We start from the raw sequence: 20,025 nt of genomic DNA, 5'->3' as shown, positions 1-20,025 counted from the left end.
CACATCCCTGCGTCAGGCATCGTGTGTGCCAAGGTCGGTTCCGGGCCGGGTGCTCCTCACGAGACGCCCACCCCGGCCGAGCGGGCGTTGCGGTACCACTGCTCCAGACACAGCAGCTGCCAGAGCTGTTTCGACTCGTCCCGTCGACCGCTGCGCTGGTCGTCGACGAGCCGCTGCAGTGGTTCTCGCCGCAGGAACCCGCTGTCCACCAGCTCTCCGCGCAGCAGGACGTCGTCCACCAGCTCCCGCAGGTCGTTGGTGACCCAGGCGCGCAGGGGAACCCCGAAGCTGGCCTTGGGGCGGTCGATGACCTCGTCGGGCAGCCAGGCCCGCGCCGCGTCCTTCAGCGCGGCCTTCTGGACGCGCCCCCGGATCTTCTCCGAGCCGGGCAGGGCGAACGCCGCCGAGAAGACGACCGGGTCGACGAAGGGAACGCGTACCTCCGTGGAGGCGGCCATGCTCGCGCGGTCGGTGTACGTGAGGTTCAGCCCGACCATGAACATCCTGCTGTCCGCCAGACACATACGGTCCACCTGGTCGGTCAGCGTGGTGTCCTCGTAGACCTCGCGGTGCTGGTCCACGACGTCGTCCACGTCGCCCATCAGCGCGGGGTCCAGCAGGTCCACGAGCTCGTCCCGGTCGTACAGCGTGTAGCTGCGCCGGAAGGCCTCCTCCTCGCCCAGCTCGGCGAAGGTCAGGAAGCGCTGCGCCCAGCGGACGGTTCGTATGCCGCGCTGCCCCACGGCGACCGGCATGGCGCGCACCGCTGGGGCGATGACGCCCTGGCGCACAGCGCGGGGCACGCGCCGGTAGCGGGACGTCATGAGGGTCGCCAGGTGCTTGCGGTAGCCGCCGAACAGCTCGTCGGCGCCCATGCCGGACAGCAGCACCTTGACGCCGGCCGCCCGCGCGGCGTCGCACATGAGGAGCGTGTTGATCGCTGCCGGGTCACCGATGGGCTCGTCCAGGATGTCCACCATCCGGGGCAGCAGGTCGACGATGTCCGGGGCGATCTCGATCTCGTGCAGCCGGATGCCGAGGTGCGCCGCCATGAGCCGCGCGTACCGGGCGTCGTCCGGCATCGCCTCGAGCCGCTGGTCCTGCGGCCGGAAGGCGATCGTGTACGCCTCGATGGCCGCGTCGGCGCGGTGCGCCAACGCGGTGACGATGCTCGAGTCCAGGCCGCCGCTGAGGAACGAGGCGACCGGAGCGTCGGAGACGAGGTGGGCCTCCACCGACTCGGTGAGCACCTCGCGCAGGTCGGGCCGGGGGCCGCCTGAGGCCCGGGCGGCCTCCTCGGCGCTGTTCCAGTACTCACCCGAGGACACAGAACCGTCCCGGTGGTAGGTGCTCCAGGTTCCCGGGGGCAGCTTGTGCACCCCGTGCAGGGCGTCGTACTCCTGCGGCAGCCAGTAGTAGAGCGCAGACGCCACCATCGCCGCGCTGTTGACGCGCAGCTCGGGGCCGACCGCCCGGACGATCGCCTTGAGCTCGGAGGCGAACAGGATGCCCTCGCCGCGCGGCATCACGTACAGCGGCTTGATGCCCAGCGGGTCCCGCACGAGGCTGAGGTCACCGGTGCGCTCGTCGTGGATCGCGAAGGCGAACATGCCGCGGAAACGGCGCAGCACCGCCGGACCCCAGAGTCGCCATGCCTCGAGCACGACCTCGGTGTCCGACCGCGTCGCGAAGCGGACGCCTCGGCTCTCGAGCTCGCTGCGAATCTCCTTGTAGTTGTAGAGCTCGCCGTTGTAGCTCAGCGTCAGCCGGTCCTTGGCCAGCGGCTGGTCCGCCGCCGTGGACAGGTCGATGATCGACAGCCTGCGGTGCCCGAGCACGACGGAGCTGTCCGGGTCGACCAGCTCGACCACGCCACACGCATCGGGGCCGCGGTGGTCGATGCGGTCGACCATCGCCGAGACGAGGACCTTGCCGTCCGCCTGCTGGTAGGCGCCGGCGATGCCGCACATGGCTAGGCCTCCGACCGGGCGAGGTCCGAGGGCGCCGCCGCGCCGTCGCGTCCGCTCAGCTCGTCGAACACGGCCAGGTAGCCCACCCGCTGGTGCTCCCAGGCCAGCTCCTGCTCCACCCGCCGGCGACCGCGCCCTCCCATGGCCTCCCGGGTGGCCGGGTCGTCCACGAGCTCGAGGATCGCCCGCGCGTAGCCCTCGACGTCCCCCGGCTCGACATACCGGGCCGCATCCTGCGCCGAGACCCTCGTCTCCCGCAGGTCGAAGGCGACCACAGGCAGCTCGAACGCCATGTACTCCATGGTCTTGTTCATCGTGGAGACGTCGTTCAGCGCGTTGAACGGGTCGGGTGACAGCCCGACATCCGCCGTGGAGAACACGTCCACCACCGTCTGGTCCGGCACGCGGCCCGGCAGGTCGACGTAGTCCCGGAGCCCGAGCCGGTCGCGCTCGGCGACCAGCTCGGCGTAGCAGTCGCCCTTGCCCATGACGGCGAACGTGATGTCGTGACGTCCCCACGTGTTGACCACGAGGTCTGCAGCACGGATGACGATGTCCACCCCGTCCTGGGGGCCCATGACCCCGAGATAGGCGACGAGGTGGTCCCTACCGCGTCGGAGCTCCGGACGGGTGGCCCGGCGGCGCAGCCGCTGCGGGTCGGGCCCGGTGCGGACCACGGTGACGTGCTCCGCTGCCTTGCCTCCCCGCTCGCGGGCGACGGCGGCGTACGAGGCGTTGGTGGAGGTGACCCGGTCCGCGGTGCGGAACGTCGCCCGCTCCAGGAACAGCAGCCCACGATGGAAGGCGGCAGGTCCGTCCGGGAACCGGGACCGGAAGAGCTCCGGGCACAGGTCGTGGTGGTCGAACACGAAGCGCGAGCCGTCGCGGACCCGCAGCGCCCAGGCGAGCGGCCAGAAGATGTCGGGCGGGTTGCAGGCCTGGACCACGCGGAAGGCGCCACGCCGTCGCGCCTTCAGAGCCAGCCTCGCCGTGGCGAGGAAGGAGTAGGCGTACTCCAGGAAGAAGCCGAGCGCGCCCCCTCCGGGGGCGTAGGGCGGGTAGGCCAGGATCCGCACCCCGTCGACCACCTGCACGGGTCCCGTCCCCTCGCCCTGCGGGCAGACAACAGTGACGTCGTACCCCGCGTCGGTCAGCGTCCGGCACTCCAGCCAGACCCGGCGGTCGAAGGGCACGGGGAGGTTCTGCACGATGATGAGTACCCGCGGCGGGTCCGCGGGCAGCCGGCGGCGCTGCGTCACCAGCTCACTCCCTGGTAGGGCTCCAGCCGCTCGACGTCGATGCCGAGGCGACCGTTGAGGTCGATGACCAGACGCGGGTCCGCGGCTTTGAGCGCTTCCAGGCCGGCTGGGTCGGACGACGCGACGACGACGACCTCGGCGCCGTCCAGAGCTTCCTGTGGCGTGGTGGCCAACAGCCGGTTGACGTGCGCAAGCTTGCTCTGCAGGTGGCGCAGGTTCGCGCCGACCAGCCGGTCGGGGTTGACGATCGGGTCGTAGATGCGGACGTCGAGCCCCTTGCCGACGAAGCGCTCGGCCACCTCGAGGTTCGGGCTCTCGCGCAGGTCGTCGGTGTCCATCTTGAAGCTCAGGCCGAGCAGGCAGACCCGCTGGTACCCGGACTGAAGGACCCTGTCGACGACGGAGCGCACGAGGATCTCGTTGCTCACCATCGCCGACCCCACCATGGGGATCTCCACGCCGGCGTAGCGGGCCATCGTCTGCAGCGCCCGGAGGTCCTTGGGCAGGCAGGAGCCGCCGAAGGCGAAACCCGGCCGCAGGTACGTCGGGGCGATGTTGAGCTTGCGGTCCTCGGTGAAGATCTCCATCACCCGGCGCGCGTCGACGCCGAACGGCGCGAACACGCGCCCCATCTCGTTGGCGAACGTCACCTTCACGGCGTGGAAGGCGTTGCACGCGTACTTCAGCGCTTCCGCCGTAGCCAGGTCCACATGGTGGATCTCCTGGCCCAGGAAGGCGAAGAGCTCCGTGAGCGCCTCCCGCGTCCGAGCGTCCTGGGTCCCCACCACGACGAACGGCGGTGCGAAGAAGTCCTCCACGCCACAGCCCTCACGCAGGAACTCCGGCGTCATCGCTGTGCCGACGGACCATCCCTGAGGCAGGTCCTGCGCGGCGAAGACAGGGGCCACGACTGTCGCGCACGTGCCCGGTGGCACGGTCGAGCGGATCACCACCGAGTGGACCCCGCTCGGCGGTTCCGCCACCTCCATCGCGTCGCGCAGGTCGGACAGCGCCCGCTTGATGTACGTCAGGTCGGTGTCGCCTCGCGGCGACGAGGGGGTGCCCACGCACACCAGCGACACGTCTGCCCGCTCGAGGGCGAGTCGCGCGTCCGTCGTCGCGTCCAGGCGCCCCCCGGCCACGGCGTCCCGCACCAGTAGGTCGATCCCCGGCTCCACGACCGGACTCTGGCCACGGCGCACCATGTCGACCTTGAGCGTGTCGACGTCGACCCCGACCACCTCATGTCCCCGCGACGCCAGACCGGCAGCGGTGACCGTGCCGACGTACCCCAGCCCGAACACGGCAACCTTCATGAAGGCACCCTCCTTGTCGCATTGCAGACGTTCTCTGCGCTGCGTCTCATGGAACACCTCACCCTGATGAGCCGGGTCGTCCGCTGATCCCATCCCGCACTAGGCCAAATGAGTGAGACGGGCGACGCGGTGAGCGCTGCCCACGCGCGCCCGGGAACCGGAGGCCGCGACGTCGCGCAGGTGCGCTCAGGTGCTGCTGCGAGGGGTCAGGCCGAGCACCCTGCCGACTCGGCGGGCATACCGCTCCGGGACGGGCAGGATGCTGAGCGCGTCGCGCAGGATGTGCCCCGCCATGAGTCGCAGGAGAAGGACGTTGACCAGGAGGGTCGTCGCGCCGGCGACCAGGAGCCGGGTCAGCGTCGAGCCGACGCCTGACGCGGCGTCGAGCGCCACGGTGCCTGCCACGATCGTGAGCACCGTCGGGGTGAGGATGGAGACGAAGGGCTTCGCCACCGCCCGGGTGGGCAGGCCCAGCAGCCTGCCGACGAGCAGCCAGCGGGCCACCGTCGCGAGGACGGCCACGGCTACGAACCCCACGGCCACGCCACGCAGGCCCCAGCGCACCGAAACGCCCGTGGTGGCGACCGTTGCGGCGTCGACCACCACGGAGTACCGCAGCCAGGCGCCGGGACGCCCCATGCCGTAGAAGAGACCGTGGTCGAGCATGGCCCCCAGGGTGATGATGCCCGCGAAGGCGAGGGCCTGCGCCGGAGTGGCGCTTCCACGCCACTGCTCGCCGAAGAGGATCGGCATCAGCACCGGCGCGGTGACGATGATGAGGATCATCAGGGGTGAGACGACGGCGTACGCGACCCCCAGCGCCTTGAGGTACGTGGACCGGAGCCGGTCGTCCGACTCCCGCACCTTGGCGAAGACGACCGTCGAGACGGGCACCAGGGAGGCGGCGGTCAGCTCCTGCGCCACGAGCACCAGACGTTGCCCGATGTTGAAGAGGCCGAGTCCGGTGGGTCCGAGGACGACCGTGATGATCCAGCTCTCGCCCCAGTTCCGTGTCGTCGCCACCAGGTCGACGCTCGAGACCCTTACGCCGAACACGGCCATCGTCCGGAACAGCCGCAGGGACAGCGACAGACCCGGCACCCATCTGGCGCTGCGCCAGGCCAGGAGCGCGATCACCCACTGAGAGACCACCAGCTGGCTCACCAGTGCCCACACGCCACCGCCCTGCAGCGCCACCACCACGGCGACGCCCTGCGCCAGTAGGGCAGCGACGAGGCTCTGCAACGCCACGGCGCGGAAGGCCATCGCGCGTCTGAGCAGGGCCAGCGGTACGCCGGCGAGCACCGTCGGGACGATCGCGAGCACCAACGCCCGCAGTACCGGGACGAGGTCCGGGCTTCGGAAGGCGTCGGACAGCAGGGGCGCCAGGACCCAGAGCCCGGAGGAGAGCACGGCGCCGGCCGCCACCGACGTCCAGAAGGCGGTGCTCAGGTTCCGTCGGTCGAGCTCGGTGGCCTGCAGGAGGTAGGTGGAGAAACCGAGGTCCGAGAGCAGGTACACCATGGGGATCACCGTCATGGCGGCGGCAACGACCCCGAACTCGCGCGGCGAGACGTGGCGCGTGAGGACGATCAGCGTGGCGAACCCGCTGACCCTGACCGCCCACTTCTGCGCGGCCAGCCACAGGACGCCGGACGCCGCCTCCCGGCCGAGCTGCCGTTCAGGCGCCAGCTTGTCCACGCTCATGACCACCGCACCGGGGGCGCTCGCTCTCGGGGCCCGGGTCAGGCGACGTCGCGACGCAAAGCACCGAGCAGCACGTCGACGACGCGCTCCTGCTGCGGCCGGGTGATGCCCGGGAAGATCGGCAGGGACAGGATCTCGCCGGCGGCCTTCTCCGTCACCGGGAAGCGACCGGCTCCGTAGCCCAGGTCGGCCATCGCGGCTGTCAGGTGGACCGGGACGGGATAGTGAACGCCCGCGCCGACGCCCTCCGACTGCAGCAGCTGCAGGACGGCGTCACGGCGGGGCACCCGGACAACGTAGAGGTGCCAGACGTGCTCGTTGCCGGGCAGCGTCGTCGGGGTCCTCAGCCCCTCCGCGTCGGCGAGCAGCTCGCCATACGTCGCGGCAGCGGCCCGGCGCTCGGCGTTCCACCGCCGCAGCCGCCGCAGCTTCGCCCGAAGCACCACTGCCTGGAGGGTGTCGAGCCTGGAGTTGAACCCGACGACGGAGTGCTGGTACTTCACCGCGCTGCCGTGCGCGCCCAGCAGCCGGACGCGCTGGGCCAGCGTCTCGTCGTCGGTGACGACGGCACCCGCGTCGCCGTAGGCTCCGAGGTTCTTGCCGGGGTAGAAGCTCGTCGCCGCAGCGATCCCGAAGGTCCCCGCCGCCTTCCCGTGCCGGGCCGCCCCCTGGGACTGGGCCCCGTCCTCGACCACGGCGATGCCTCGCTCGGCGAGGGTCGCCGGTAGCTGCTCGAACGGGGCCACCTGCCCGTAGAGGTCCACGGGGATCACGGCGCGGGTGCGCGAGGTGAGAGCCTCCTGCATGGCGGAGGGGTCGAGCAGGAGGGCGTCGTCGTCCACATCCACGAGGACCGGCGTGGCGCCGGCCCGCAGGACGGCCTCAGCGGTGGCGATGAACGTGTTGGCGGGCAGCACCACCTCGTCGCCGGGTCCCACCCCCACTGCGCGAAGGGCGAGCTCCAGCGCATCGGTGCCGTTGGCGACCCCGACGCACGCACGGGCGCCGACGAGCTCGGCATACTCCTGCTCGAAGGCCGCCACGGCCTTGCCACCGATGAAGTCGCCCGTGGCGAGCACCTCGGCGAAGCCGTCCTCGACCTCCTCCGCGATCTGCGCGTGCTGCAGGGACAGGTCTACGAAGGGGATCGAGCTCACGGTGCTGCTCCGTTTCGGCGAGTGTTCATCAGGCGGCCCTGAGCCCCGCGCACCGGCGTACGACGCCGACGACGGTGCGCTGTTCGGCGTCCGACATGGTGTGGAAGAGCGGGAGGATCAGGGTGTTGTCGGTGAGCCGCTCGGTGACCGGGAGCTCGCGGTGCGCGACGCCGGCGTAGGCGGGCTGCCGATGCGCTGCCATGATGCCCGCGCGGCCCGAGACACCCGCCTCGGCCAGTACCGTGAGCAGCTGGTTGCGGCTCAGCGGGAACCCGGGGTCGAGCTCGACCCAGAAGGACTGGAAGTTGGACCGACCCCACGGCGAGTCCTCGACGGTGCGCAGGCCCGGTACGTCGCCCAGCATCGCCTGGTAGCTCCCGGCGAGCTGCCGCCGCCGCTCGACCATGGCGTCGAGCTTGCGGAGCTGGACCAGCCCCACCGCGGCCTGGATGTCCGTCATCCGGAAGTTGAACCCGACCTCGAGGTAGCTCTCCAGCACCGGTTGTCTGCTCTGGTGGCGGGCCGCCGCGCTGATGTTCATCCCATGCTCGCGCAGGCGCCGTGCGCGCTCGGCCAGCTCCCCGTCCGAGGTGGTCAGCATCCCGCCCTCACCGGTGGTCAGCAGCTTCCTGGGGTGGAAGGACCAGGTGGCCAGCAGCGCCCCGGCGCCGACCGGGTCCCCGTGGTACTGCGACCCGGCCGCGCACGCCGCATCCTCGACGAGGGCGATGCCGCGGCTGTCACACAGTCGGCGCAGGGGCTCGACATCGGCGGGCATGCCGCCCTGGTCGACCACGACGACGGCCCGGGTCCGTTCGGTCAGGACGGGCTCCACGGTCCGGACGCTGAGGTTGCCGTCATACGGCTCGACATCGGCGAAGACCGGTGTGGCGCCGACGTACACGGCGCAGTTCGAGGTGGCGACGAACGAGAACGACGGGACGACGACCTCGTCGCCGGGCCCCACCCCCAACAGGTGCAGCGCCAGGTGCAGCGCTGTCGTGCAGGAGGAGACCGCAACGCCGTGCGCCGCGCCGACCCGGGCTGCGAAGGCAGACTCGAACTCGGCCACCCTGGGGCCCTGGGCGAGCCAGCCCGAGGTCACGACCTCGGCCGCGGCACGGGCCTCCTCCTCGTCCAGCCAGGGCTTCATCACAGGGATCATGCGGGTCTCCCGTCTCGGCGCAGGTCCACGTCAGCTCCAGATGTCGCGGTGGACGTTCAGGACCACCCGCGACCCGTAGGGTTCGATCTTGATGGGCAGCTCGCGCATGTGGGACAGCCGCTCTCGCACCGAACGCTGGTTCTCCAGCGGGCACACCACGAGCAGGAAGCCCCCACCACCGGCGCCGGTCACCTTGGCCCCCGTCGCACCGGCGGCCAGGGCGGCCTCCACAGCCTCGTCGATCTGGCTGTTGGAGACACCGGAGGCAAGCTCGCGCTTGGCCGTCCAGCTCTTGTTGACCGCCACGCCGATCGCGTCGATGTCCCCTTCGTGAAGGCCTGCCACCGCCTCGCCCGCCAGGTCCCGCAGCTGTATCAGCTGCGTGATCTTGTCGGAGATGTTGGCGCGCTGCTCCCCCAGGATGCTGTCGGCCTTGCGCGTGATGCCGGTGTAGAACAGCAGCAGCTCGCCCTGCACCTGCCGCCGCAGCGACGGGGTGAGCGCCAGCTGCTCGACGAGCACGCGGTCGCCAGGGCCGAAGTGCAGGTCGCAGATGCCACCGTAGGCGGCCGCGTACTGGTCCTGCTTCCCGATGGGCTTGCGACAGCGGTCGATCTCGATGGCGCAGGCGCGGTCGGCCAGCTCCTCTGCCGTCACCTGGCGGCCCTGGTAGGCGAACAGCGCGTGCAGCAGTCCAACCGTCACGGCGGACGAGGACCCGAGTCCCGAGCCGGCGGAAGGGATGTCGGCGAGCGTGGTGATCTCCAGGCCTCCGCGGATGCCGGTCATGTGCAGGGCTTCCCGGACGAGCTCGTGCTGCAGGTCCTCCACCCGCGAGACGATCTCCTTGGCGGAGTAGTTCACGTAGATCTCGTCGTCGAAGCGCTGCTTGACGACCACGTACACGTACTTGTCGATGGCGGCGTTGAGCACGCGGCCTCCGTGCTCGCGGTAGAAGTCGGGGAGGTCGGTCCCTCCGCCGACGAGTCCCACCCGCAGTGGCGTCTGGGTGATGATCATGCCGTGGCCCTGCTTTCCCACCGTCGACGGGCCTCGTGGAGGGCCGCCGCGGTGCCGATGTCGAGGAAGCTGCTCTCACCGAGGTCGACGGCGCGCGCCCGTCCCACCAGCCGTGGCAGCAGGTCGAACCCGATGTCCAGCGGCAGCGGCCCGTCGAGCTCGTCGAGGACGGCCGGGCTGAACGCGTAGATCCCGGCGTTGGCGAGGTCGCTGCGGGGCCGGGCCGGCTTCTCCTCGAAACCCACGACCAGGCCGTCGTCGAGCTCGACGATGCCGCAGGCCTGCGGCCTCGGAGCGTGGAACACGGTCAGCGTGGCGACCGTCCCGCTCGCGAGGTGGGCTTCGACGAGCAGCCGCAGGTCGAAGTCGGTGAGGTTGTCGGCGTTGACCGCCAGGAACATCTCGTCGTCGGCGACCAGCTCACGGTTCGCCAGCAGCGTGCCGGCGCTGCCCAGGAGGACCTCCTCGTGGCTCAGCCGTACCGCAGGCGGTCCGGGACGCCGGGCTACGTGCTCCTGCACCTGGGCCGCCAGATGGTGGGTGTTCACGAGGACGTCCTCGACGCCCACCTCCAGGAGGGCGTCCAGCCAGTGGTCGAGCATCGTCCGGCCGCCGACGTCCAGCAGGCACTTGGGCACCGTGTCCGTCAAGGGCCGAAGGCGCGTCCCGAGCCCGGCCGCCAGCAGGAACGCCTTCATCCGCTCCTCCTCCCGGTCGCCCACGACCACAGGCCACGACGACCTCCCGCAGCGTCGAGGCTCCGAGGCGTCAGCCTCGGCGCGGTCCCCCTGCGCGACATCCCTCGTGGTCGGCCCCGCTGCACACGGGAACACCACTTGACACATGGAAAGATGCCATGCGGGTCCTTGGCGTGGACTCACCCAAATGAGGGAGCCCGTCACCCGACAGAGGACCGAGCGCGGGTCCGGCGGCGCTGGATAGTTTGGGCGGTGCGTTCCCGCGGCAGGGCGATCGGAACTACCCGCTACGACTACCAGAGCAGGTACAGATGACGATCCGTGTCGCCCTTCTCGTCGACAGTCCCAGCAGACGCGCGCACGGGAACGTCGCGAGCCGCCTCGCCCTCGGTCTCGTGGAGGCCGGAGGGGTCGAGGTGGACCTCGTGGCGTACAGCGACGACCCCGCTCCTGCCTGGCTGCCGGCGGCTGTCCAGGTCCACCGCCTGGGAGTCGACCGGATCTCCCGGTCCGTGCCGGCGCTGGTCGGATACCTGCGAGAGCGCAGACCGGACGTCCTGATCACGCGCCAGGTGCACGCCAACTTCGTCGGCCTGGCAGCCTCGCTCGTTGCCCGGACCCCTCGGGGCTGGCGAGGCAAGCTGGTCCTGGTGCAGGACCACCCCATCCAGTTCTCGCACGCCAGCAACTGGAAGGACAACAAGTGGGCGGCGAAGGCCACGTACCGGTTTGCGCACGGCGTCACCAGCCCGTCCCCGACGGTGCGCGACGACATCATCGCCTGGTGCGGGCTGGACCCGGACTCGGTGGGACTGGTGCCGAACCCCATGCCCGCGTTCACCGGGGTGCTCGGACCTGCTCCCCATCCCTGGCTCGGCGACGCGCAGCGACCGGTCTTCGTGCACACCTCGAACATGACGTACTGGAAGCGGCTCGACCTCCTGGTGGAGGCCTTCGCCGAGGTGCGTCGGCGCCATGACGCCCGGCTGCTCGTCGTCGGCGAGGGCCCCGGCCGGGCCGACGCCGACGACCACATCCGCCGGCTGGGCCTCGAGGCCGACGTCGAGACCGTCGGGTGGGTGGACGACCCGCTGCAGTTCGCCGCGCGCGCCTGGGCGTTCGTCCTGCCCTCGGACGAGGAGGGCTTCGCCCAGGTGCTCACCGAGGCGATGAGCGTGGGCTGCCCGGTCATCTCCACCGACGCCCAGGGTGGTGGCCCGCGCTTCGTGACGCAGCACGGCAGGTACGGTCTGCTCGTTCCCCGGGGCGACCACCACAGCCTCGCGCTCGCCATGGAACGGATGCTGCGGCCCGAGGTCCGCGACGAGTACTCGGCACTGGGGCTACAGCGGGTCGCGGAGCTGTCGCCCCGGGCCAGCGCGACCGCACTGACCGACTTCCTCACCCGGCAGCTGGGGGTACCTGCCTGACCTCGTGGCCTGAGCCTGACGTCGGGCGTGACTCGGCCCGGGCGTCAGTAGCCGCGGTACTTCCAGGACCTACGACGCAGCCACCACTCGCCCTTGTGCTCCAGGAGGTAGAGCAGCTCGCGAGCCCCGAGCCGGTCTCGATCCTGCAGAGTGCGGTAGAGCGGGAGCCGCTTCACGTCGGGCCAGCAGTCCTGCGCGAAGGCGAGCAGCTCCTCGATGTCCTGCTCCAGCTCGTGCGCCCCTGCACCCAGCAGCACCCGGCCCACCTCGCTGCGGCGCAGCCGTCCGCGGTCGTAGACGCGGCCACCCGCCCACAGCGCCTCCTCGCTCAGCTGACGGTGGACGACCTCGCAGAGATGCTGTGGGTCCGCCAGGACGTCCCGGTACCGCTCCAGCACGACCTCGAGGACGGACCGCCGCTGGCGGAGGTCCATCAGGGCGCTGACCGCCTTGCTCATGTTCTGTCCGTGGACGCGGTAGTAGGCCTGGTCCACTCCACGGATGAAGCCCACGTCGCCGTAGGCCGCAAGCCGCATGTACATCTCCATGTCGGCGGCCTTGGGCAGCAGGGGGTCGTAGCCGCCCACCCGCTTCTGCAGCGCCGTACGCACGATGATCTCCGGAGAGGTGATGGGGTTCTCCGCCTGACGGAACCGCTGCTCGAGCCACCACTGCCCCGACCAGACCGACCAGCCGCGGACGGTGGTGCGCGCCGGCGGGACGGGTTCACCGTCGGTGAACCACAGCGAGTGTCCGTACACGAACCCAGCCTCCGGGTGGGCGTCGAGAAGGTCCCTGGCACGACCGAGGGCGCCAGGAGTGGCGCGGTCGTCGGCGGACATGAGCAGGGTGTAGTCGCCGTCGGCCCAGTCCAGCAGACCCTCGTTGAAGGTGGCGATGTTCCCTTTGTTCGTCTGGTGGAGGATGACGTCGACCCGCGCGTCGCGAGCAGCGATCCTCGACGCCACCTCGGGACTGTCGTCCGGCGAGGCGTCGTCGATGATGAGCACTCGGACGTCCACACCCTCCTGGTCGTCCAGCACGCTGCGTACCGCTTCCTCCAGGAAGTGCCCGTAGCGGTAGCACGGGATGACGACGCTGACCGTGCCCAGGCCGGAGCCTGCACTCGTCCCCGATGCTGTGCTCATTCCCGAGGCTCCGCGGTCCGGTGGCCCATCCCGATCTCCTTCATGTCTGCCGCTGCCCTGTGTGCCTGTTCCGCCGTCGCCGCTACCCGGTGGAGAAGAGCACGTCGACCCAGTAGTTGGCGGCGTTGAACGTCTCGGTGGGGAAGACGCTGGACGCACCGTAGCCGTACACCCCGTTACCACCCGCGACCCCGTCCTTCAGGGCGTGCAGGGGCCCGTTGTCAACGGCCGTGGTGAAGTAGGCGCCGTTCGCGGAGTAGTGCCCCACCGGGGCGAAGTACGACGCGACGTACACCGTCCCAGCCGTGATGGCCACCGGGGTCGCGAAGGTTGCCTGCTGCCACCCCGAGGCTGTCTCGCCCGTGAAGGTGACCGACGCCAGCCTGGTGCCGGTGGCCGACCAGAGCGACCCGACGTGCGTGCCGGTGTTCCCCGGACCCTTGTAGAACCGGATCCCGGTGAGCGAACCGCTCACGTCGGACGTGAACTTCACGCCCAGCTCCACTGAGGACGGGTCCGCCACGTCAGCCGTCGCCGGCGTCGCGGTGGCGGCCCAGATGGTGCAGTCGGTGCAGGTGGGCGCTGCCGGCGTGACGGCGCCGGACGCTGCCGAGAGGGCCCCTGTCCCGACGGCATTGGTCGCTGACACCTTGAACGTGTACGCCGTGCCGTTGGTCAGGCCGGTAACCGTGGCCGTGGTGGCCGGCGGGCTGCCGCTGACCGTCGTCGCCGCCTGCGCCGTCGACCCGACGTACGGGGTGACGGTGTAGCTCGTGATCGCGCTGCCACCGTCGGCAGGAGCGGTCCAGGACACCGCTGCCGAGGCGTTGCCGGCGGTCGCCGTGACACCGGTCGGAGCAGCAGGGGCGGTAGCCGCCGGCGGGGACGACGTGGAGAACAGCACGTCGACCCAGTAGTTCGCCCCGTTGAAGGTGCTGGTCGGGAAGCCACTGGACCCCGCGTAGCCGTAGACGCCGTTGCCACCGCTGGTGCCGTCCTTCAGCGCGTGCAGGGGCGCCCTGTCGACCGCCGAGGTGAAGTACCCGCCGTCGCCCGCGTAGTGACCGACCGGGGCGAAGTACGACGCGACGTACACCGTTCCGGCCGTGATGGCCACAGGAGTCGCGAAGGTGGCCTGCTGCCAGCCGGAAGCGGTCTCGCCGGTGAAGGTCACGGACGCCAGCCTGGTGCCGGTCGCCGACCACAGCGACCCCAGGTGCGTGCCCGTGTTGCCGGTGCCCTTGTAGAACCGGATCCCGGTGACCGAGCCGCTGACGTCGGACGTGAACTTGACGCCCAGCTCCACGGACGAGCTGTCGGTGTTGGTCGGGTTGGCCGGCGCCGCCGTGGACGGCCAGATGGTGCACGCGGTGCACGTCGTCGCCGCCGGGGTGACTGGGCTGGACGAGGCCGAGGCGGCGCCCGTACCAACGGCATTGGTGGCGGACACCTTGAACGTGTACGCCGTGCCGTTGGTCAGTCCGGTGACTGTGGTGGTCGTGGCCGGCGGGCTGCCGCTGACCGTCGTCGCCGCCTGCGCCGTCGACCCGACGTAGGGGGTCACCGTGTAGCGCGTGATCGCGCTGCCACCGTCGGCGGGAGCGGTCCAGGACACCGCTGCCGAGGCGTCCCCGGCGGTCGCCGTGACACCGCTCGGAGCAGCGGGGGCGGTAGCCGCCGGCGGCGACGATGTGGAGAACAGCACGTCGACCCAGTAGTTCCCGGCGTTGAACGTGTTGGAGGGGAAGGTGCTCGTGCCCGCGTAGGCGTAGACGCCGTTGCCACCGCTGGTGCCGTCCTTCAGCGCGTGCAGGGGCGCGTTGTCGACCGCCGTGGTGAAGTACCCGCCGTCGCCGGCGTAGTGACCGACCGGGGCGAAGTATGACGCGACGTACACCGTCCCGGCCGTGATGGCCACAGGAGTCGCGAAGGTGGCCTGCTGCCACCCCGAGGCTGCCTCGCCCGTGAAGGTGACCGACGCCAGCCTGGTCCCAGTAGCCGACCAGAGCGACCCGACGTGGGTGCCTGTGTTGCCGGTGCCCTTGTAGAACCGGATCCCGGTGACCGAGCCACTCACGTCGGACGTGAACTTCACCCCGACCTCCACCGGCGACCCGTCCGCGGTGCTGGCGTTGGTCGGCGAGGCGGTGGACGGCCAGATGGTGCACGCAGTGCACGTCGTCGCCGCCGGGGTGACTGGGCTGGACGAGGCCGAGGCGGCGCCCGTGCCAACGGCATTGGTGGCGGACACCTTGAACGTGTACGCCGTGCCGTTGGTCAGTCCGGTGACTGTGGCGGTCGTGGCCGGTGGGCTGCCGCTGACCGTCGTCGCCGCCTGCGCCGTCGACCCGACGTACGGGGTCACCGTGTAGCGCGTGATCGCGCTGCCACCGTCGGCGGGAGCGGTCCAGGACACCGCTGCCGAGGCGTCCCCGCCCGTCGCCGTCACTCCTGTCGGGGCGGCCGGAACCACCGGCGCGGCGGCCGGCGCGTTCGAGAACACGACGTCGACCCAGTAGTTCGTCGAGTTGAAGCTGTTGGACGGGAAGGTGCTCGCGGTCGCGGAGTAGCCGTAGACGCCGTTGCCCCCGCTGACACCGTCCTGGAGAGCGTTGAGGGGGTCGCCGTCGATGCCGGTGGCGAAGTAGCCGCCGTCACCGGCGTAGTGGCCCGCGGGAGCGAAGTAGGACGCGACATACACCGTGCCGGCCGTGACGGGGACCGCTGTGGCGAAGGTCGCCTGCTGCCAGCCCGACGCACTCTCGCCGGTGAACGTCACGGACGCCAGCTTCGTCCCCGAAGCACTCCACAGCGCCCCGACGTGGGTGCCGGTGTTGCCCGTGCCCTTGTAGAACCGGATCCCGGTGATCGAGCCGTTGACGTCCGTCTTGAACTTCACGCCGAGCTCCACCGGCGAGGTGTCGGCGATGCTCGGGCTGGCCGGCGTCGCCGAGGACGGCCAGATGGTGCAGGCCGTACAGACGGCTGCCGGCGTCACGGGCGCGGAGTGCGCCGAGTCGGGCCCCGAGCCCACGGCGTTCGTGGCGGAGACCGTGAAGGTGTACGCAGTGCCGTTGGTGAGCCCGTTGACCGTCGCGGTCGTGGCCGGTGGGCTCCCGCTGACCGTCGTCGCACTTTGAGCCGTCGACCCGATGTACGGGGTGACGGTGTAGCTCGTGACCGCGCTGTCCCCGCTCGGCGGGGCTGTCCAGGTCACCACCGCGGACGCGTCCCCGGCAGTTGCAGCAACGCCGGTCGGCGCAGCGGGCGTCGTGGTCCCGGTCGGGGTGACCGGGTCGGACGGCGCCGACTCGGCGCCCGTCCCGAGGGCGTTCGTCGCCGAGACCGTGAACGTGTACGCCGTGCCGTTGGTCAGCCCGAGGACGGTGGTGCTGGCAGCGGGCGGGCTGCCCGTCACGGTCGTGGGCGTCTGCGCCGTCGAGCCGAGGTAGGGGGTGACGGTGTAGCTCGTGATCGCGCTACCTCCGTTCGAGGGCGCGGTCCAGCTCACGGTGGCCGAACCGTTCCCGGCGGTGGCGGTGACGTTCGTCGGGGCGCCGGGCGGGTGGGGGGCCGACGGCGTCACTGCGGGCGATGCGGCTGACACGGGGCCGGTGCCCACGTCGTTGGTCGCGGACACGCGGAACGTGTAGGCGGTGTCGTTGGTCAGTCCGGTGAACGTCGCGGTGGTCGCCGGTGGGCTGCCGCTCACGGTGGTCGACGTCTGCGCGGACCCTCCGATGTAGGGCGTGACCGTGTAGCTCGTGATGGTGCTGCCACCGTCCGATGGTGCGGTCCAGCTCACCGTCGCCGTCGCGTTCCCTGCCGTAGCCGTCACGTTCGACGGTGCGGCGGGCGCGCTGGCGGGGACCGTCGAGTAGACGACGTCGACGTAGTAGCCCTCCGAGTTGAAGGTGCTGTTGGGGAACACGCTGCTCGTGCCGTAGCGGTAGACGCCGTTACCGCCGCTCACGCCGTCCCGCAGGGCGTGCAGGGCACCGTTGTCCACGCCGGAGGCGGCGAAGTAGCCCGTGTCCGAGGCATAGTGGCCCGCCGGGGCGAAGTAGGAGGCGACGTACACGGTGCCGGCGGTGATCGTCACGGGGCTCGCGAAGTTGACCTGCTGCCAGCCTGAAGGGGTCTCGTTGCTGAAGGTGGCCGACGCGAGCTTGGTACCGGCCGAGGTCCACAGGCTCCCGATGTGGGTACCGGTGTTGGCGGTGCTCTTGTAGAAGCGGATCCCCTTGATCTGCCCGTTGGCGTCCGCCTTGAACTTGGTCCCGAGCTCGATCGAGCCGGGGTCGCCCTGGTCGGTGGTGTTGGGAACCGTCGTGGAGGACCAGATCGTGCAGGCGGTGCAGCTCGTCTCCGTCGGAGTGACGGGGTTCGAGGAGGCGGACACGGGGCTGGTGCCCACGGCGTTCGTCGCCGAGACCGTGAACGTGTAGGCCGTGCCGTTGCTCAAGCCGTTGATGGTGACCGTCGTGTCCGGGGGGTTGCCTGGAACCGTCGTCGGGGTCTGGGCCGTCGTCCCGATGTACGGCGTCACCTTGAAGCTCGTGATCGGGCTACCGCCGTCCGAGGGTGTCGTCCACGAGACCTGCGCGGAGGCGTTGCCCGGGGTGGCGGTGACGGTCGTCGGCGCCCCTGGGGCGGTCGCCGGGCCGGTGTTCGGGTTGAACATCACGTCGACCCAGTAGTTGGTGGCGCCGTCGCTGTCGGTCGGGAAGGTGCTCGTGCTGCTGTCCTGGAACATCCCGTTGAGGGTGCCGTTGGCGTTGCGCAGGGCGTGCAGTGGCGGGCTGTCGACGCTGCCGCTGGCATACGGCCCGGGGGACGGGTTGGCGTAGAAGTACATGTCGTCCAGGGCGGTGTGCCCGGTGGGAGCGAAGTAGGACGCGACGTACGTACTGTTGGCGTTGATGGCGACCGGGCTGGAGAACGTCGCCTGCTGCCACCCCGACGTGCTCTCGTTGCTGAAGGTGACGGAGGCCAGCTTGGTCCCGGAGGAGCTCCACAGGTTCCCGATGTGGGTGCCGGTGTTGGTGCTGGCCTTGTAGAACCGGAGGCCCGTGACGACCCCGGAGGCGTCCGACTTGAACTTGACCCCGACCTCGACGCCACCGGCGGGCCCCGTGGCCGCGGTGGTGGGGGCCGAGCCGACACCGAAGATGGAGCAGGTGCAGCCGACGTTGACGGTCGTTCCGGCAGACGGCACCTCGACGTTCCCGCTGTCGTCGACGGCGCGCGTCTTGATCGTGGCAGTGGGCCGGCCGTGGGCCACCCAGCTGTAGGTCCAGCTCGTCGTCCCGGTGGCCGGATGCCACGTCGTGCCGCCGTCGGTGGAGACCTCGACGCCCGCGACGACCCCGCCTCCCGTGTCCGCCGCCGTCCCGCTGACCGTCAGCTTCGCGCCGTCACCGATGCTGGCGTTGGCCGCCGGAGACGTCACCGCGGACGTTGGTGCGGTCTTGTCGGCCGAGACGGTGGCGAGGGTCAGACCGGTGGCGAGGGCATACGGCTGGGCGCCCATGTCGGCGAACAGGTTCACCGTCGCCTGCTGCATGTTCCGGTCAGGGGTCTTCTGCGGGTCGCCCAGCCCCCACGACCACTGGACGGTCCCCGCCCCGAAGACGAGCGCGCCGCTCGGCGCCCGGTACAGCGTGAGGTTGTGCGTGGCGGTCCCCGGGGTGATGGTCGTACTGCCGTAGTCGGTGAACACCTCGGCACTGGTGGTGGTGGTCGACGACATACGGAACGTCCCGGCCGGCCGGAACCCGTTGTCCGGGTCGACGTCCCATTCGTACCCGAGGGTGCCGAGACCGCTGCCCAGCGTCAGCGTCTGCCCGGTGCCGAGGCTGGCCACCGCCGTGTTGCGCCAGAACCGCAGCGCGGAGTACTGGGCCGGCACCCGGATGTCCGTCGTCCCGGAGTTCACCATGAACAGCTGGCCGGTGAGGGCGTTCTGCGGCTTGCCGCCGTCGCCCGGCGGGCTGAACCGCGGGTCCTGCCACGTGCCGGTCCAGGTCGGTGGGTCCTTCGGGTCGACGACCCCGTCGTAGTGGGTCTCCTTGTAGCAGACCAGCGTCCGGTTGGGGGTGCTCGTGCCGTCGATGCTCGGCTCGAAGCGGGTCTTCCAGAAGACCTCGTTGCCGGAGAAGAACGCCAGGCTGACACCCGCGTCGCGGGCCGCCTCGACGTTCGTGCGCTCCACCCCGGACCAGTACTCGTCGTGACCGGTTGACATGAAGACCTTGTGGTTCGTCAGCAGGGCGCCGCCTGCCGCCGTCGACGTGTCCAGCCCGCTCGTGTAGGCGACGTCATAGCCGTTCTGCTCCAGGAACCGGATCATCGGGTACTCGGCGTACATCAGCCAGCTACGACCGCCCTGGTCGTCCTCGGCCGTGTGGAACGGCCGGTTGTACGACACCTTGGAGGCGCCCTTGTACGCGGCCGGGCTGCCCGGGGGGCAGTTCGTCGCGCACGAGTAGAGGCTGTTGCCTCCATAGGTGTTGTAGGCCTGCCACGTCTGGTCCGAGGTCTGGAACAGGACGTCGGAGTGGCCCGCGTCGTTGCGGACGACGAAGGTGATGTGGCTGCCCCCGGTCGCGTCGTCGCGGACCAGGTGCGCGATGTAGACCCCGGACACCGCGGTCGACGGCACGGTCCAGGACGCCGACACCCCCCAGTTGCCGCAGTCGATGAGGCCAGTGGAGTCCTGAGCCGCCAGGCAGGGGGGCTGGCTCTGCGGCAGGGTGGCGGACGGCCTCAGGTTCGCGGCGACCTTTCTCGCGCCGTTGCCCTGGTAGTAGCCGAGCCGCAGGATGTCGAAGTGGTAGCTCGTCGAGGGCGTGTTGACCTTGAACTGCACGGTCTGGCCCGCGTTCACGGACATCGACGTCGCGAACCCCTGGATGGACGTCGAGCCCGCTCCGGTGATCTCCCAGTCGCTGGCCGGGTCACCGGTCTGGGTGTTCTCGCAGGCGACCACGCTCACGACCGGCGGCCCGCACGGCCCTGCCGCCCCCGCCGGCGTCTGGACCAGCGCCAGCGGACCGACCGCTCCTGCTGCGAACGCGGCGATGGCGGCGAGGACACGGCGTCCCACAGTGGTGGAGCGAGGGGAGCGCTCCGAAGCAACCGCCCTCGTGCTGC

11 protein-coding genes are annotated in these 20,025 nt (G+C 70.6%); 1 reads left to right on the top strand and 10 read right to left on the bottom strand.

Translation table 11 applies throughout. From position 1 onward, the window contains the following. Positions 1-56 precede the first annotated feature (56 nt). The 8 genes from asnB to PHA84_RS00630 all read right to left on the bottom strand — a co-directional run bounded on the left by asnB (position 57) and on the right by PHA84_RS00630 (position 10,316). Positions 57-1,970 (bottom strand): asparagine synthase (glutamine-hydrolyzing), encoded by a 1,914-nt coding sequence (gene asnB, locus PHA84_RS00665; protein WP_270886154.1) that lies wholly within the window; start codon positions 1,968-1,970, stop codon positions 57-59. Positions 1,971-1,972: 2 nt separating this feature from the next. Further along, the gene (locus PHA84_RS00660; RefSeq protein WP_270886153.1) at positions 1,973-3,229 is read right to left on the bottom strand and encodes a glycosyltransferase family 4 protein; all 1,257 of its coding nucleotides are present in this window, start codon (positions 3,227-3,229) and stop codon (positions 1,973-1,975) included. Next, positions 3,226-4,545, bottom strand: coding sequence for a nucleotide sugar dehydrogenase (locus tag PHA84_RS00655; RefSeq protein WP_270886152.1), 1,320 nt, complete (start codon positions 4,543-4,545; stop codon positions 3,226-3,228). The genes PHA84_RS00660 and PHA84_RS00655 overlap by 4 nt, the downstream gene beginning before the upstream one ends. A gap of 186 nt (positions 4,546-4,731) precedes the next feature. Beyond that, positions 4,732-6,252, bottom strand: a complete 1,521-nt coding sequence (locus PHA84_RS00650; RefSeq protein WP_270886151.1) for a lipopolysaccharide biosynthesis protein — start codon at positions 6,250-6,252, stop codon at positions 4,732-4,734. A 38-nt stretch (positions 6,253-6,290) separates the two neighbouring features. Continuing rightward, complete coding sequence (locus tag PHA84_RS00645; RefSeq protein ID WP_270886150.1) at positions 6,291-7,409, bottom strand: DegT/DnrJ/EryC1/StrS family aminotransferase; 1,119 nt, start codon at positions 7,407-7,409, stop codon at positions 6,291-6,293. A gap of 28 nt (positions 7,410-7,437) precedes the next feature. Beyond that, the gene (locus PHA84_RS00640; RefSeq protein WP_270886149.1) at positions 7,438-8,562 is read right to left on the bottom strand and encodes a DegT/DnrJ/EryC1/StrS family aminotransferase; all 1,125 of its coding nucleotides are present in this window, start codon (positions 8,560-8,562) and stop codon (positions 7,438-7,440) included. 42 nt (positions 8,563-8,604) lie between these two features. Further along, positions 8,605-9,594: a GHMP family kinase ATP-binding protein gene (locus tag PHA84_RS00635; RefSeq protein WP_270886148.1), complete on the bottom strand. Its 990-nt coding sequence runs from the start codon at positions 9,592-9,594 to the stop codon at positions 8,605-8,607. Then, positions 9,591-10,316, bottom strand: a complete 726-nt coding sequence (locus PHA84_RS00630; RefSeq protein WP_270886147.1) for a nucleotidyltransferase family protein — start codon at positions 10,314-10,316, stop codon at positions 9,591-9,593. The genes PHA84_RS00635 and PHA84_RS00630 overlap by 4 nt, the downstream gene beginning before the upstream one ends. A 287-nt stretch (positions 10,317-10,603) precedes the next feature. Here PHA84_RS00630 and PHA84_RS00625 point away from each other — a divergent pair, with 287 nt between their 5' ends. Continuing rightward, positions 10,604-11,722, top strand: a complete 1,119-nt coding sequence (locus PHA84_RS00625) for a glycosyltransferase (protein ID WP_270886146.1) — start codon at positions 10,604-10,606, stop codon at positions 11,720-11,722. 44 nt (positions 11,723-11,766) lie between these two features. Here the strand turns inward: PHA84_RS00625 and PHA84_RS00620 are convergent, their stop codons facing one another. Both PHA84_RS00620 and PHA84_RS00615 read right to left on the bottom strand, forming a co-directional pair. Next, a complete protein-coding gene (locus PHA84_RS00620; RefSeq protein ID WP_270886145.1) occupies positions 11,767-12,870 on the bottom strand; it encodes a glycosyltransferase family 2 protein in 1,104 nt (367 codons plus the stop codon). An 82-nt stretch (positions 12,871-12,952) separates the two neighbouring features. Then, entirely contained in the window at positions 12,953-19,978 is a 7,026-nt protein-coding gene (locus PHA84_RS00615; RefSeq protein WP_270886144.1) for a DUF4082 domain-containing protein, read from the bottom strand. Positions 19,979-20,025 lie beyond the last annotated feature (47 nt).

Origin of the sequence: Pedococcus sp. 5OH_020, assembly GCF_027812955.1 — a bacterium.
In the GTDB taxonomy this organism is placed as follows: Bacteria; Actinomycetota; Actinomycetes; order Actinomycetales; family Dermatophilaceae; genus Pedococcus.
The sequence above is the reverse complement of the archived record's forward strand: the minus strand, read 5'-3'. Positions and strand labels throughout refer to the sequence as shown.